Here is a 15177-nt window from a genome sequence, read left to right as displayed (position 1 = left end):
CCAGATGCAGCACCACCACCGAATCCTTGCCGCCCGAGAACAGCAACGCCGGCTTGCTGCATTCGGCCACGAGCTCGCGCAGGATGTGGATCGATTCCGCCTCGAGCCAGTCGAGGTGGTCCATGCGCCGATGAGCGAGCAAGCGGGCGTTCGCATCGGCAGGATCGAGAAGAAGGCACATGATGTTCCCTTCGGTTTTCGTTGATGGCTGGAAAAGGAGCGCGGCGTTCGCGGCCGCTAAATCGGCACGCCTAACTCAAGCTCCGGTATGCGATGTACGCCGCGGTGAGCAGCAGCAATGCCGCCGAAAAGCGCCGCAGCGCGTGACGTTTGACGGAAATCGTTTTGGCGGCGCGCCTGCCCGCGCAGCCGCCCACCACCCCGCCCGCGACCAAGGCAAGGGCGAGCGGCGCGTTGACCTTACCGGCCAGCGCATAGTTGGCCGCCGTCATGGAGCCGAATGCGACTACCGACACGAGCGAGGAAGCCACCGCTTCGAGCATCGGCACGCGCGCGATGAAGTGCAGCGCCGGCACCGAGAGAAAGCCGCCGCTGATGCCGAAAAAGCCTGCCACGCCGCCGACGGCCACCCCCGCTCCCGCGGTGGCGAAGCCCCGGCCCGGCGTCACGCATGCCGGGGCAACGTGGCCGCTCGAGCGCACCGGCGAAAACATCAGCAGCGAGACGAGGGCGACGATCGCGGCGAGCAGCAGCATCAACGCGCCGCCGTCGACATGCAGCGACCAGCGCGAACCGCCGAACGCCCCGGCCATGCCGGCGGCGGCGAACACCGCCCCCGTGCGCCACCGCACGAGCCCGGCCCGCGCATATGAAACGAGGTTGACGAGCGCCGTCGCGGCAACGGCGGCGGCGGTCGTGCCGATGGCGACGTGCGCATCGCCGACCTTCACGAAGTAGAGCAACAGCGGCACCGAAAGCGAGCCGGCGCCGCCGCCGACAAACCCAAGCGTGAAGCCGATCGACAAGCCCGACAGGCAGGCGAGCGCGATTTGCGTCTGCAAAGTCATCGCGACCGACATGGTTGAAGTTCTCTCAGGTTGCAGGGCCGACCGATCGGCGCCGCGCGTACATTGCGCACGGCGTCCGATGCGGTGGCTTTGGGTGTAATGGAAGGGCCGACGCCAGGTCAGTCCGTGACCTCGAACTGCTCGGTCAATTCATCGAGCTTGGCGGGCGCCGCGGCGCCGCGGAGCGCGCGCTCGGCCGCACATCGCTCCATCCGCGCACGCACCGACGCCAAATACTCGGCGCGATGCCGCCGCAAAGCGAAGTCGCGAAAGTTGGTGCGCTCGAGTTCGCGCCAGGCCTCGTCTCGGCCGATGTCCGACGCAGCGCGGGCCTCGTCCAACGCTTTTGCGTCGAGCGGCGTGCCGGCATCGGTCAGGCGCTCGTAGCCGTAACGTTGCATGTATTCGTGCGTCAGCGTTTCGATCGTAGCGATTTCGTCCATCGACAAAACCTTCTTGTATTTGTCGACGTTGGCCGCGATCGGCGCGAAGCAATTGGACGACCACAGCGCGGACATGCGCGAGATCTGGCGCGCCTCCGCCGAGTGGGCGACATCGAGCATCTGCGGCAGGAATTCGATGTCGAAGAACGCGCAAATGCGCTTGAGCACGGCTTCTTCGTCGGCCAGGAAATCCTCGTAGCGGATCGTCAGCGTGCGCTGCGGGTACTGCGTTTGCACGCGATCGGCGGCGCGGTGAGCTTCGAGCCACGTCCGTGCATTGAGCCGCGTGTCGAAATCGTGAATGATCGCTTTGTTCATCGAGGCGATTTGCGCGCGCGGATCGCGTACGACGTTCAGAAACAGCATGTCGGGAAACAATCGCATCAGTTCGTCGGCGTAATGCACGCTATCGAGCGACTTGTCCATGACCACCCGCGCGCCGCGCTGCTCGCCCGCGCGCAGCAGCAATTCCCAGACGATCCGGTGCACGCTGCGCGGCGCGCTGCGGATCGCTTCGAACACATCCACCGGGTCGAACACGAGCCCGGGCCACTTCACCATGCTCGCCGCCTGCAAGCCGATCACATCGCTCACGAGACGAAAATACGCGCGATCGTCGTCGAGATCGCCGTATAGCGGAACGATCGGCATGAAGTCGACGATATGCAGCGGGTAGGGGGAATAGAAAGCGGGATTGAAGTTCAATCGGAGCCGCAGCGCATGACTGCCGCAACGGCGCAGCGGGATCATCAACACCGGCTGCGGCCGGCCGCCGCTTGCGGGGGAAAGGGTCTCTCGGTTCATATTGGTCTTCCTCGGTTTTTATTTGAAATCGACGGGACACAGGAAGGTCGCCGCGAAATAGTTCGAAAACGCGTCGACGAAAACGTCGATCGCGGTGCTCGGCAAGGCGTTGATCCCGGCGGCAGCGCGCCGGCCCCCGCCGCTTTCGAAGCGCTCGCACAGCGCGTGCGCCGGCAGCAAGTCGGGCTTGGCCGAGCGCACGCTGACGCAGCACGAGCCGTCGGCGCGCTCGTTTAGGACTGCGAACGATTGGTCGCGCGCCTGCGCGGCCAGCAAGTTGGCGAAGGTGCCAGAAATGCGCCGAGCCCACGGGGCGTTGGGCAAGACGTACACCGCGCACCCATCGCCGCTCCAATAAGGCGTCAGCGCATCCGCGTGGGAAAGGTCCTGCCAGTATCCATGCTCGAGCTGCGCAAAGCATCCGGCGCTCGCCACGAACTCGAGCGGGTCGTCAAATTGATGCAACGCGCGATAAAGCGCCTGCGGCGGCATATGCAAGTCGTCGAGCGATTCGCCATATGCGTTGTAGTTGAGCAAACGACCGAGCGTGGCGAGCGCCGCGATCTCGTGTTCGGCCAGACCTTGGGCGGCCGCAAGCCTGCGAGCCGTCGCATCGAGGTTGTCGCCGAACGCGGCGGCGATCGCCCACGGCCGATAGCGGCCGCCGAGCATGCGATCGACGATCACGCTCGTGCAGACATGTGCCGACTCGTCCCACGAGAAGGTCAAACCCGCATGCGCGAATGCGCGCTTGGCTCCGTGATGATCGTAATACGCCACGCGCGCCCCCGCTTCGAGCAAGCGCGTCAAAGCATCGAAATTCGCGTCGAGCGAAATGTCGAGCACGGTCACGTCCAAGCCCGCTTCGCACGGCACGTGCCGCAAGAGCGCGACGTCGCGCTTGACGCCCGTGATACAGATCGCATCGCGAGGCTGGGCGAGTCGCAGCTGATGCAGTGCGCACAGACCATCGGCGTCGCCGTTGAAGACGTCGTACGCCAGCACCGGCGCTGCGCTCGATACGGGTTCAGCGCTTCGGGCCATCATCGCGCTCCCGATCCCGCTGCAGCAGGTAGTCCAGCAACAGGGCCGCGGCGCCGCCTTCGGGCAACTTCGCCGTATCGAGCGCGCAGGCCGGCGCGAGCGGCGGCTCGTAAGGCGCGTTCACGCCCGTGAAATCCGCGAGTTCGCCGCGACGCGCCTTGCGATAGAGCCCTTTCGGATCGCGCGATTCGCACACTTGAAGCGGCGTGCTCACGTGCACTTCGACGAAGCGGGCCGCGCCCACGATCTCGCGCGCGGCAGCGCGATCTTGGCGCAGCGGCGAAACGAAGGACGTGACGACGATGAGGCCGACGTCGTTCATGAGGCGGGACACCTCGGCCGCACGCCGCACGTTCTCGCGGCGATCCGCTTCGGAAAAGCCGAGGTCCCGGTTCAAGCCGCAACGCATGTTGTCGCCGTCCAGCACCGCGCAAGGGCGCCCTTCGCGCCGAAGCAAGCGCTCGAGGTCGAAGGCGATGGTCGACTTGCCGGCCCCGCTCAGTCCCGTCAGCCAGAAGGTCAGGGGGGAATGGCCGAATTGCAGCTCGCGTGCATGCTCGGCTACGCCGCCCGCATGCCAGAAAATGTTGGCGCCTGGGCGGCGCTCGCTCGCTTGCCCCGCGTTTGCCGATTCCGTGTCGCAGGCAGGCAGATGAGACCGCGCGGCACGGGCCAGTCCGTTACCGTTCATGGAAGCATCCTTATTCTCGTTTCCATCGCAATGTCGGCGTCACGCGCAAGCGATCGACGCTCGCGCGGCCGTAGGCATATGTCGGATTCTCGATAGCTGTCCATCGATTCGACTTCGGCTGGGCGGCTGAAACGCTCGCGCCGACGATCGGATGGAAGCGCCGCGCTCAGGCCGGCTCGTAAGCCAGCATCGCGCGGCTCGAGGGCGGGGCGAGCCGCGGCGACGCGTGCTGCGCACCCGCGCGGGTCGACACGCCCGAGGGCGCGCCGTGGCGCAGCTTGAACACACTAACGGCGGTCACGAGCGTCTCGGCCTGCTCGCGCATCGATTCGGCCGCGGCAGCCGCTTCCTCGACGAGCGCTGCGTTTTGCTGCGTCACCTGATCCATCTGCGTGAGTGCGAGATTGATTTGCTCGATGCCGGTCGCTTGCTCTTCGCTGGCGCTCATGATTTCGCCCATGATCAGCGTCACGCGCTTGACGCTATCGAGCACGTCCTTCATCGTCGTGCCCGCCTCGTCGACGAGCCGGTTGCCCAGCTCGACCTGCTCGACCGAGCCGCCGATCAATGCCTTGATCTCTTTTGCCGCGGTGGCCGAGCGCTGTGCGAGCGAACGCACTTCGGAGGCGACGACGGCGAAGCCGCGTCCTTGCTCGCCGGCGCGGGCCGCTTCGACGGCGGCGTTCAGCGCGAGAATGTTGGTTTGGAATGCAATGCCGTCGATCACACCGATGATCTCGACGATCTTTTGCGAGGCTTGATTGATCGAGCCCATGGTCTGCACGACTTGCGAAACGACGTTGCCAGCCCGCTCGGAGACCGTCGAGGCCGACGCCGCGAGTTCGTTTGCCTGGCGCGCGTGCTCCGAGTTGCGTTTGACCGTGGCCGTCAACTCTTCCATGGAAGCGGCGGTCTGCTCGAGCGAGGCGGCTTGCTCTTCGGTGCGCGAGGATAGGTCGAGATTGCCGCTCGCGATTTGCCCGGCCGCCGAGGCAATCGCCCCCGTGCTGACGTGGACTTGGCTCACGATGCCAACGAGGCTTTCGCGCATCGTCTTCATCGAATGCATGAGGCTCGCGTCGTCACCGCTCTTGACGATGACGTCCGTGGTCAAATCGCCCGACGCGACGCGGTCGGCGGCGTCGGCAGCATCGGCGGGCTCGCCGCCGAGCTGCTTGAGGATGCCGCGGGTGATCGCCAACGAAGCGATGACACTCACGATGAGCGCGCACAGCGCGAGCGCCATGATGCCGAGCCGGCTCGCCGCATACGATTCCTTCGCACTGGCGGTCAGTTCGTCGTTCTGTTTATGCTCGAGCGTACGCAACTTGCGTACATAGCCCCACCATTTCGCTTGGATCGGCCGCAACTCGAACCGCAGCAGGTGATAAGCGGCGTCGCGCTGGCCCTGCATCGCCAGCTCGCGGGCCTTGCGCATCATCGGCAAGGCCAGGTCGCCCTGCTCGCGCATTCCCGCCAGCAACGTTTTCTCCTCCTCGCTCGTACCCGGCAGCGCGAACATCGTCGTGAGCTTGGCGCTGCTTTCAGCGTAGGCCGCAGTTTCTTCGTCGAAGCGCTTCGTTTCGATTTCGATTTGGTCTTGCTGGTCCGCCTGCAGCAAGAGCAGGTTGCGCAAGGCCAGCGCGCGATTGGAGATGGTTTCGTCAAGCCGGTTCGCCAAGTTCGCTTCCACCGAGTTCACGTCGGTGATATCGACCATCGCCCCTTCCAGCGAGGCCATGCGCATCAGCGCGAATACGGTGACCAAAGCAAGCAAGGCCGAAACCAGCGCAAAGCCGATTGCAAGGCGGCTCGCCACTTTCATGTGGGATAAGTTCATTTCGCTACCTTTGATAAGGGACGTCTCTCACCGTCCATTAACTCCATCGGGGAAACCCGACGGTCACAGGGGGCGTGAACGGCACATGCGGGATAGACCTTAAGTGTTTTATCGGATGAAAACGTTTTTAATGACGAGATAGTTTGTTCGCGCCGGTCGCGGCAAACTTTTTAATATGACAAATGAAAATGGGGAACCGAGCACCGTAACCGGACGTTGAAAAGAGAGATTTGACCGGCGTCAATGTCCCCGTTTTTCGGGGAAATCGGGTAAAGCCATGTCATCGGTTCCCGTGGTGGGAACGATCGATTTCGGGGTTTTTTGGGGCCCGGGAATGCAGCGCAGCGCGCGACCTCGCGCAGACAGCGTTGTGCCGCGTGGCCCAATTGCGTCGTCCCGCATGCACCGTTCACACGGCGCAGGTGCGACACGTCGAGCGCAACGCCCTTAGCCGTGCGGCCCATCAATGCCGATGCAGCAAACTGCGTAGCGGATGACGCCAATCGAGGCGACGGGGTGAGGCGTCGCGCGTCTGCCGCAGGTGGTCCTGCCACAGTTCATCGGAAAAAAGAAACGCCACGATCAACAGCGGCAGCACGAGAAACGCGCCCAAAATTACTCGCTCGATCACGATGAGCCTCCGGTGCCGAAAGCGTGAAATCCATTCTATGCGCATGACGCGCGCCTCGTGCAGGGCTCGCGAGATGGACGTGGCCTAGCGCGCATCGTCGTACCTGTGCTCGTCGCGCGTCACAGGCCCGGCATCGTTTTTGTCCCTTAACTAATCCCTTATTCCGCATTTCTCGCATGCCGGTTTGCAGATCTTTATGTGCAGCGCCGCAAAAGTCCTTTTAGTTTTATTAAGCGGCTTAATTGTTTAGGGCGCGACAGCGACGCTTCATGCAGCGCCTTATTCGGTGCGCTTCTCGAGACGACGCATCGGCCCGCATTGCCTGTGCACCGAGCTCCCGGGCAAGCCATGGCGCATGAAAAGGGGCTGCGGCACCGGTGCGACAATCCGTCGCTTTTGCAAACGCACACGAAATGTGCTTGTGCTTTGGCACGGATCATCTACGCTGAAATGCGCGGGTTTTGGATTGCCTTTAAATACATAGCTAACCACAGTGAAAACCCGCATGGAGGCGTATATGAAGAAACAAGCCGGCATGCTTTTTATGCTCATTGGATTGGCCGCAGCGGCCACCGTCGCTCAAGCGCAGGACAACGTCCTGAAGCCTCAGCAGACCTTCCAATTCAGGCAAGGCGCCTACGGATGCTTATCGAAGGATAAGCTCGATTCGGCTTACCAGCACGCCCAGGCGGGCGAACAGCAGAAAATGCAGGAGTTTTTCTCCGGTTTCCAATGCTTATCGGCGCCTGAGAATGCGGACTTTCGCATCGTGCGCGTGGTCGGGCGGGACGTGGAATTCGTCAACGCCGGCAATCAGGATACGGAAGGACTCTGGACTCACGCGGAATTCATCAAGCAATAGCGTAGCGCTGCCGATTCAGCGGGGCTGAACCCAGCGCGGCGCGCGGCACGAATGTGCCGCAACGCGCCTGCGCGTTCGGCTTGCCCGCGCTCACGGCGAGCGCGCCCAGCGCTTGCATGTCGATTCTGGATTTCGGCCCGGCCACAACCGGGCCGTTCGTCATTGCGGCACTCGTTTTCGCTATCATGCCCGCCTGGGGTCGGTGCGCGCTCGAACGCGCCCCGCGCCCGATCCGCGACCGATTCGCGCAAACGAGTTCTTCCGACGCTGCATGGCCCTCAAATCGACGATCTACAAAGCCGAGCTTCAAATTGCCGACATGGATCGGCATTACTACGGCGACCACGCCTTGACCATCGCTCGTCACCCGTCCGAAACCGACGAGCGGATGATGGTTCGGCTCGCCGCCTTCGCCTTCTTTGCGAGCGAGCGGCTCGAATTGGCCAAGGGCTTGTCCGACACCGACGAACCCGATCTATGGGAAAAAGACCTGACGGGTGCGATTCAAACCTGGATCGAAGTGGGGCAGCCCGACGAGCGTCGACTGGCAAAGGCCAGCGGACGTGCACAGCAGGTCTATGTCATTGCCTATGGCGGGCGCACCTCGCAGCTCTGGTGGGACGGATTGCGCGGCAAGGTCGAACGGCTGCGCAACGTCGAGGTCTGGTCGCTCGCGGAAGGCGCGGGCGAGGCGCTTGCACGGTTAGCCGAAAGAACCATGCGGCTGCAGTTGACGGTGCAAGATGGCGCAGCCTGGTTGACGACCGCCGACGCCGACCCCGTCGAGCTGCAGTGGACCGTGCTCAAGGCGCGCAGCGCGGCCTAGGGCCTGTTCGCGCTCGTTCCCGGCTTGCGCTCGCCTTCGCCCGGTCGGCGGCGGCGCCGGCTGAAGCCGCCCCGGCTCGCGCGCGACGAAAGAGCGCGCCGCATCGCCTTTCGTTTGGCTTCGTAGCCGACCGGTCAGAGCGAAGTCGCGCGCACCGCTTCCGGCGGCCCTTTGAGTTCCACCATGTTGCCCTCGGGATCGAACAGATAGAGCGACGGCCCGAAACCGTCAGCGCCGTAGCGGCGCCCCTGCGAGCCCAGCCGAGCCCCGTGGGCGGTCAAATGGGCGGCGAGCCGCTGCGCGTCGAAATGTTCGACCCGCAGGCACAGATGGTCCATATTTCGCCCTTGACCAGGTATGCCGCTGTCGCTGCGATCGATCGTCGAGCCGGGCGCAAGCAAATCGATCATCGAGCGTCCCGCGCGCAGCTGGGTCAGTCCGATTTCGGGCTGCTCTTTTTCGATCGTGCAGCCGAGCGCCTCGCAGTAGAAGCGCGCCATCGCAGCGGGGTCGGCGGCTCGAATCACGACGTGGTCGATTTCGCGAATGATCGGTTTCATCGACGTTTCCCTCACAATGGAGGCAGGGGAGCGGAGCGGCCAGCGGCAGGCCGCGGATTCGACCAGTGTACGGCAAGCGAGGGATCCAACGCAGGCGGGCGAGCCGAGGCGCGAAAGGCGCACCCTGGCCGGAGCCGCTCTGGGCGGGGCTCCTGCGGCGCAAAGGCAAAAAAAAACCCGCTCACAGGGAGCGGGTGAATCCATATCAGGAGGAGACATGGAGGAGACAGTTCCTACTATACACACGTCGATGGTGCGATGCAATATCTTTTTTAGCTAGGAAAATGACGAAAGATTCTATGGGGGATTTCACTGGCTTCCGCCAGAAATAGGGGCCCGAAGAAATCCACCCGAACGACACCGCAAGATTCGGCGCGCGCAGCTTGGCACTGACGCATAGAGTGGGCATCGTCTACTTCGCCAACCTCGGGAAACATCATGGATACCGCCTACCAAACGGATCACGAGCGCTGGGATGCGGTCGTCGCGCGCGACGCGCAAGCCGACGGCGCTTTCTTCTACGCCGTCGCCACGACGGGCGTGTTCTGCCGGCCCTCGTGCGCCTCGCGCCTGCCCCGGCGCGAAAACGTCGCGTTCTTCGGCACGGCCGACGAGGCCCAGGCGGCCGGCTTTCGCCCCTGCAAGCGGTGCCGTCCCGACGGCTTGCCGCGCGACATGGCGATCGTCGAGCGCGCCTGTGCTGCGCTCGATGCCGATCCGCAAGCGCGCATGACGCTCGCACAGCTCTCCGCGGCCGTCCACCTCAGCCCGTTTCATCTGCAGCGGCTGTTCAAACGCATCGTCGGCGTCTCGCCGCGCGAATATCAGGCCGCCCGCCGCGGCGCCGCGCTGCGCGAAGCGCTGCAACGCGGGCAGGGCGTTACGCGCGCCGCGCTCGATGCGGGCTTCAATTCGCCGTCGCGGCTCTACGACAGCATCCCCGGCGAATTGGGGATGGCGCCGTCCGCCTACCGGAAAAAGGGCGCGGGCCTCACCGTCCACTACGCCAGTGCAGCCACGGCGCTAGGCCACGTGCTGGTCGCGGCGACGGACAAGGGGATTTGCCGCATCGCATTCGGCGATGACCCGGTCCAGCTAAGCCAGGCGTTGCGGCACGCGTTCGCCAACGCCAAGCTCGTCGAAGATCGCACGCGCATCGCACCCTTCATCGAACAGATCGATGCGTATCTGCGCGGACAGCGCGAAACGTTCGACCTGCCGCTCGATGTCAGTACGACGGCCTTTCGCCAGCGCGTCTGGGATGCGCTGCGGCGCATCCCCTACGGCCAGACGCGCAGCTACACCGAGGTCGCGGCCGAGCTGGGCGTGCCCAATGCGGTGCGCGCCGTCGCGAGCGCATGCGCATCGAACGAACTCGCCCTCGCCATCCCGTGCCATCGCGTCCTGCAAAAGGGCGGGGCGCTGGCCGGCTATCGTTGGGGGCTCGCGCGCAAAGCCGCCCTGCTGGAAGCCGAAGCGGCGCACTCCGGCGTGGCGCCTGGCTCCGCCTCGCGCGATTTGGACGACGCAGCTTGAGCACCGCGCCCGCCGTCAGCTTCGAGCTTGCGTTCAAAGCACCTTATGACTGGGCGCGCGTCCTACGCTTTTTCGCGGGGCGCGCAACGCCGGGCGTCGAAGCCGTGGAGGAGGGCGCCTATCGCCGCACGATCGCTTGGGACGGCGCGAGCGGCACCCTCGTCGTCGCACGCCATCCGCGCAAGCGTCGCCTCGTTGCGACCGTGGAAGGACCGGCCAGCCGCCACGCGCAAGCGCTTGCGCCGCATGTTGCGACCATGTTCGACGTCGATGCGGATCCCGCCGCCATCGGCGCCCATCTGGGCCGCGACCCGTGGCTTGCGCCGCTCGTCGCGGCCGCGCCGGGGCTGCGCCTGCCCGGCGCATGGTCCGCGTTCGAGCTCGTCGTGCGCGCGATCGTCGGCCAGCAGGTCAGCGTCAAAGCCGCAACGACGCTGATCGGCCGCATCGTCGCACGCGCGGGCGAGCGCATCGAGGACCATCCGCATCCGAGCACCGCGTGGCGCTTCCCGACTCCTGCCGCGCTCGCCGATGCCGATCTCGCGCAAATCGGCATGCCCGGCAAGCGCGTGGCGGCGCTGCAGGGTCTTGCACGGGCCGTGGCGAGCGGCGACGCGCCCATCGATGCGATTCACGCGCAACGCGTATCCGCTGCCACGCTGGCCGATGCGCGCGCGACGCTGCTCGCACTGCCCGGCATCGGCCCTTGGACCGTCGAATACATCGCGATGCGCGCCTGGCGCGACGTCGACGCATTTCCCGCCACCGATCTCGTGCTGATGCAGGCGATCGCGGCGCGCGATCCCGCGCTCTCGCGCGCCCCGCTTCAACGCGCGCGCACCGAAGCTTGGCGCCCTTGGCGCGCTTACGCCGCAATGCATCTTTGGAACGAAATCGCCGATCGCGCAGGGGCGAACCGGGGCGGTTAGCCAAGGCGGTTCGTCGCGTGCCGAGCCGTTGCGGGCCGCGCCGATCCGGCAACGCGCCAACCGCCCTCTCCGCGGTCCGAGGCCTTGCTGGGCTTGGCTTCAAGCGAGGTTCGCGGCACGGTGTTAAAGTGCCCGCTACTCAAAAATGATTGCATCGCGGCGCCGCGCGAGAGTAGATGCGCGCCCGCCCGATCGGCTTCGATGTCAGATATCCAAACGCCACTTCAGTCCGATGCATTCGCCCAGCGCCTATCGGTGTTGACGTCGCCGGCCGCGCGGGACGTGCTCGCCCGCAGCCTGCGCGGAATCGAAAAGGAAAGCTTGCGCGTCATGCGCGACGGTGCGCTCGCGATGACCGCGCATCCCCGCGCGCTGGGCTCGGCGCTGACTCACCCTTCGCTGACCACGGACTACTCCGAAGCGCTGCTCGAGCTCATCACGCCGGCCGAGGCCAATCCCGAACACGTGATTGCGCGGCTCGACGAACTGCACCGCTATGTCTACGCGCAGCTTCACGACGAGCTGCTCTGGAACGACTCGATGCCGGGCCGGCTGCCCGCCGACGACGAAATCCCGATCGCGCAATACGGCGTCTCGAACATCGGCCGGCTCAAGCACGTCTATCGCCACGGTCTCGCGCTGCGCTACGGCCGCACGATGCAATGCATCGCCGGCATCCACTACAACTACTCGCTGAGCGAAGAGGCTTGGCGGCTGCTGCACGCGCAGCGCCCGAGCGCCGCCAGCGCCGTCGACTATCAATCCGCGTGCTACCTCGCACTGATCCGCAATTTCCGGCGGACGAGCTGGCTGCTGATGTACCTGTTCGGCGCCTCGCCCGCGCTCGATCGAGCGTTCTTGCGAGGCCGGCCGCACTCGCTCGAAACCTTCGACGAAACGACGCTCTATCGCCCCTATGCCACGAGCCTGCGCATGAGCGATCTCGGGTACTCGAACACGACCGCCCAAGCCGCGTTGCAACCGAACTACGATTCGCTCTCGGGGTATTTGGAAGCGCTCGCGCGCGCCGTGAGCGAACCGTATCCGCCCTACGAGGCGCTCGGGACCCACCGCGACGGCCACTGGGTGCAGATCAACACGAACGTCCTGCAAATCGAGAACGAGTTCTATTCGACGATTCGCCCCAAGCGCGTGACCGAGCCGGGCGAGCGTCCGTTGCATGCGCTGGCCTCGCGGGGCATCCAGTACGTGGAAGCGCGCTGCCTCGATATCGATCCGTTCGAGCCGTGCGGCATCAGCGTGGAGACGGCTCGCTTTCTCGATGCTTATCTGCTCGTCTGCGCGCTCGATGAAAGCCCCGCGTTGCCGCCGCCCGCCCAGGCCGAAGCGAATGCCAATTTCGGCAGCGTCACGCTGGAAGGGCGCAAGCCCGGCCTCGCGCTCATGCGCGATGGGCGCGCCGTGTCGCTGCGCGATTGGGCCGGCGAGCTGATGGATCGAATCGAAACGGCCGCGCTCGCGCTCGATGCGGCGCGCGGCGGCAACGACTATGCCGCTGCCGTCGCCGCGCAGCGCGTGAAGTTGGCGGATCCGGACGCGACGCCATCGGCACGCGTGCTGCGCACGATGCGCGAGCGCAAACAAAGCTTCCTCGCGTTCGGACTTGCGCAAAGCGAAGCGCACGCCGAGTATTTTCGGGCGCGGCCGCTTGAGCGCGAAGCCGTGGCCGCATTCGACCGGCTGGCCGAGCGCTCGCTCGCCGAGCAAGCCGAGCTCGAGCGGCGCGACGCGGGCGCGTCGTTCGACGATTTCGTCCACGACTATCGCAGCTACACCCTGGAGCGCTTCAGCGTCTGACCTTCGCACGACGAACGACGCTCGCCGAACGTCGGGCGAACGAGTGCACGCGATCGGCGTCGAACCTGCAACGCCATGACGCAGACAGAGGGGGTGGGATGAGGATCATAGGATCGGCAATCGCTTGCATGCTCGTCGCCGGGTGCGCGGCAACGAACCAGGTCAAGCCGGAAACGATGCAGATCGCAACCGCACCGCTCGTGTGCCGAGTCGATCAATGCCCGCTCTGGTGGCAGCGGGCGCGGCAATGGATCGCACGGAACGCGCAATATCCTTTGCAAACCGACAGCTCGGACGTGATCCAAACCGCCGGTCCGGCCGGGGGCAGCGGCGCACCGGCTTACCAAGTCACGCTCTCGCGCAACGCGGACGGCACCTCGACGATCGGCTTTGCCGCCCACTGCGATCGCCCGCTCGCGGGCTGCAAGCCCGACCCTTGGCAGGCGGCCGCGAGCTTCAAGCAATTCGTGAGATCGGGAGCGGATCTCGCGCAGCACCCGCTACCGGCAGCGCCGCAAAATCCGAATCCGCAAAATTCGCAGTAACGCGCGACGCCGGCGCCGCGTCAGTGCGCCATCGCCGGGCCGCCGCCGCGCTTGGGCTTGGTGATCCACACGAGCATGGCCAACAGCACGAACGCAGCGCATGAAATGCGGAAGAAGTCGTTCGTCGCCATCATGTAGCCCTGCTGGGTGACGAGCTCGTTCAATTGCGCGCTGACACTGTCGCCCGTCAGGCCGAGCGTGCCGAGCGCGCTTTGATAGGCGGTCGTGCTCGCCGAATAGCGGCTGACCGATTCGGCCAGCACCGCGTGATGGTAGATCGCATCGTTTTCCCAGTAGGTGGTGCTGATCGCGGTGCCGATCGCGCCCGCAAGGGTGCGTAAAAAATTGGAGAGCCCCGAGGCGCTGGCGAGGCGCTCGTCGGGGATGCTCGATAGCGTGATGGTCGTCATCGGCACGAAGAAGCACGCCACGCCGATGCCCTGCACGATCCGCGGCAAGATGACGTGATTGAACGGCACATCGAGCGTAAACGTTCCATTCCACACGGACACGATGGCAAATACGGTGAAGGCGAAGCTCGCGACCATGCGCAGATCGAGCCGATGCAGGTTGCGCCCGATGATGGGCGACAGAACGAGCGCCAACAGACCGACGGGCGCCGTCGCCAATCCGGCCAGGCCCGCCGTGTAGCCCATCACCGTCTGCAACCAGAGCGGAAAGATGACGACCGATCCGAAGAAAGTCATGTAGCCCAGAAAAATGATCAGCGCGCCCAAGGCGAAATTGCGGTCCTTGAACAGCGTCAGATCGACGACGGGCGTCTTCTCCGTGATCTCCCAAGCCAGCAGGAAGGCCAACGCCACCACGGCGATCAACGCGAGGGTGACGATGAAGGTGGAGTTGAACCAATCCCGGTCCTTGCCCAAATCGAGCATCATCTGCAGGCACGAGACGCCGATCACGAGCAAGCCGAGTCCGACGGCATCGATCCGTTGCTTGGTCGTCTGCGTTTCGCGCCCGCGCAACAGGAAATAAGCGGACGAAGCCGAAATGAGGCCGATCGGCAAGTTGATGTAGAAGATCCACGGCCATGCGTAGTTGTCCGTAATCCAGCCGCCCATCACCGGACCGAAGATAGGCGCAACGATGACCGTCATCGCCCACAGCCCGAGCGCCAACCCGCGCTTTTGCGCCGGGTAGCTGCGCATGAGGATGGTTTGCGAGAGCGGCACCATTGGCCCGGAGACGAGCCCTTGCAACAGCCGGAAAGCGATCAGGGTAGGAAAGTTTCCGGCGAGGCCGCACAGCGCCGAAGCGATCGTGAAAGCGAGCACCGACATCGTGAACAACCGCACCTCGCCCACGCGCCGCGCGAGCCATCCCGTAAGCGGCACCGCGATCGCCGCCGCGACCGAGTACGACGAGATCACCCAGGTGCCGTCGCTCGTGGCCACGCCAAGGCTGCCCGAGATGGTCGGGACCGCAACGTTCGCGATCGATGTGTCGAGCACCTCCATGAACGTGCCGAAGGCCAAACCTATCGTCAGCAGCGCCAATGTGCCGCCCTGCAAGGGCGCGGGACCCGCCTTCGGTTCAACCGCCGCGGAAGCTGCGTTCGCCATGCGCATTCTCCTCATCGTCGAACGGGCGCGGCCGTGC

The 15177-nt window shown here is 65.0% G+C and carries 15 protein-coding genes and 1 pseudogene; 6 read left to right on the top strand and 10 right to left on the bottom strand.

The genetic code is table 11. The features are described 5' to 3' along the window. The 7 genes and pseudogenes from QQS38_RS22710 to QQS38_RS22680 form a co-directional block, all read right to left on the bottom strand. Positions 1 to 181, bottom strand: a pseudogene (locus QQS38_RS22710) (sulfate adenylyltransferase subunit CysD); the annotation flags it as partial. A gap of 70 nt (positions 182 to 251) precedes the next feature. Further along, the gene (locus QQS38_RS22705) at positions 252 to 1028 is read right to left on the bottom strand and encodes a sulfite exporter TauE/SafE family protein (RefSeq protein WP_479647599.1); all 777 of its coding nucleotides are present in this window, start codon (positions 1026 to 1028) and stop codon (positions 252 to 254) included. A gap of 119 nt (positions 1029 to 1147) precedes the next feature. Continuing rightward, entirely contained in the window at positions 1148 to 2275 is a 1128-nt protein-coding gene (locus QQS38_RS22700; RefSeq protein WP_479647598.1) for a sulfotransferase family protein, read from the bottom strand. Positions 2276 to 2293: 18 nt separating this feature from the next. Further along, positions 2294 to 3319, bottom strand: a complete 1026-nt coding sequence (locus QQS38_RS22695; protein ID WP_479647597.1) for a hypothetical protein — start codon at positions 3317 to 3319, stop codon at positions 2294 to 2296. Beyond that, positions 3303 to 4010, bottom strand: a complete 708-nt coding sequence (gene cysC / locus QQS38_RS22690; protein ID WP_479647596.1) for an adenylyl-sulfate kinase — start codon at positions 4008 to 4010, stop codon at positions 3303 to 3305. Before cysC ends, QQS38_RS22695 begins: the two co-directional genes overlap by 17 nt. Positions 4011 to 4176: 166 nt before the next feature. Continuing rightward, the gene (locus QQS38_RS22685) at positions 4177 to 5850 is read right to left on the bottom strand and encodes a methyl-accepting chemotaxis protein (RefSeq protein ID WP_479647595.1); all 1674 of its coding nucleotides are present in this window, start codon (positions 5848 to 5850) and stop codon (positions 4177 to 4179) included. Positions 5851 to 6313: 463 nt separating this feature from the next. Beyond that, entirely contained in the window at positions 6314 to 6481 is a 168-nt protein-coding gene (locus QQS38_RS22680; RefSeq protein WP_479647594.1) for a hypothetical protein, read from the bottom strand. Between the two features lie 517 nt (positions 6482 to 6998). Here QQS38_RS22680 and sap1 point away from each other — a divergent pair. Next, positions 6999 to 7343, top strand: coding sequence for a surface attachment protein Sap1 (sap1, locus tag QQS38_RS22675; RefSeq protein ID WP_479647593.1), 345 nt, complete (start codon positions 6999 to 7001; stop codon positions 7341 to 7343). On the opposite strand, the gene QQS38_RS22670 is transcribed toward sap1, so the two are convergent. Beyond that, positions 7333 to 7506 (bottom strand): hypothetical protein, encoded by a 174-nt coding sequence (locus QQS38_RS22670; RefSeq protein WP_479647592.1) that lies wholly within the window; start codon positions 7504 to 7506, stop codon positions 7333 to 7335. The genes sap1 and QQS38_RS22670 overlap by 11 nt on opposite strands. Positions 7507 to 7614: 108 nt before the next feature. On the opposite strand from QQS38_RS22670, the gene QQS38_RS22665 reads away from it, so the two are divergent. Then, a complete protein-coding gene (locus tag QQS38_RS22665) occupies positions 7615 to 8169 on the top strand; it encodes a YaeQ family protein (RefSeq protein ID WP_479647591.1) in 555 nt (184 codons plus the stop codon). A gap of 134 nt (positions 8170 to 8303) precedes the next feature. On the opposite strand, the gene QQS38_RS22660 is transcribed toward QQS38_RS22665, so the two are convergent. After that, positions 8304 to 8729 (bottom strand): VOC family protein, encoded by a 426-nt coding sequence (locus tag QQS38_RS22660; protein ID WP_479647590.1) that lies wholly within the window; start codon positions 8727 to 8729, stop codon positions 8304 to 8306. A gap of 438 nt (positions 8730 to 9167) precedes the next feature. Here QQS38_RS22660 and ada point away from each other — a divergent pair, with 438 nt between their 5' ends. From ada to QQS38_RS22640, 4 genes are all read left to right on the top strand, one after another. Beyond that, positions 9168 to 10265, top strand: coding sequence for a bifunctional DNA-binding transcriptional regulator/O6-methylguanine-DNA methyltransferase Ada (ada, locus tag QQS38_RS22655; protein WP_479647589.1), 1098 nt, complete (start codon positions 9168 to 9170; stop codon positions 10263 to 10265). Further along, on the top strand, positions 10262 to 11194 hold the full coding sequence (locus QQS38_RS22650; RefSeq protein ID WP_479647588.1) for a DNA-3-methyladenine glycosylase family protein: 933 nt from the start codon (positions 10262 to 10264) through the stop codon (positions 11192 to 11194). The genes ada and QQS38_RS22650 overlap by 4 nt, the downstream gene beginning before the upstream one ends. 201 nt (positions 11195 to 11395) lie before the next feature. After that, positions 11396 to 13012 carry a glutamate--cysteine ligase gene (gene gshA / locus QQS38_RS22645; RefSeq protein ID WP_479647587.1) on the top strand — a complete coding sequence of 539 codons (1617 nt, stop codon included), beginning with the start codon at positions 11396 to 11398 and terminating at the stop codon, positions 13010 to 13012. Positions 13013 to 13110: 98 nt separating this feature from the next. Then, on the top strand, positions 13111 to 13557 hold the full coding sequence (locus QQS38_RS22640) for a hypothetical protein (RefSeq protein ID WP_479647586.1): 447 nt from the start codon (positions 13111 to 13113) through the stop codon (positions 13555 to 13557). A gap of 20 nt (positions 13558 to 13577) precedes the next feature. Here the strand turns inward: QQS38_RS22640 and QQS38_RS22635 are convergent, their stop codons facing one another. Continuing rightward, positions 13578 to 15140 carry a DHA2 family efflux MFS transporter permease subunit gene (locus tag QQS38_RS22635; RefSeq protein ID WP_479647585.1) on the bottom strand — a complete coding sequence of 521 codons (1563 nt, stop codon included), beginning with the start codon at positions 15138 to 15140 and terminating at the stop codon, positions 13578 to 13580. Between the last annotated feature and the right edge of the window lie 37 nt (positions 15141 to 15177).

This window comes from Trinickia sp. Z7 (assembly GCF_056498045.1).
The sequence above is the reverse complement of the archived record's forward strand: the minus strand, read 5'-3'. Positions and strand labels throughout refer to the sequence as shown.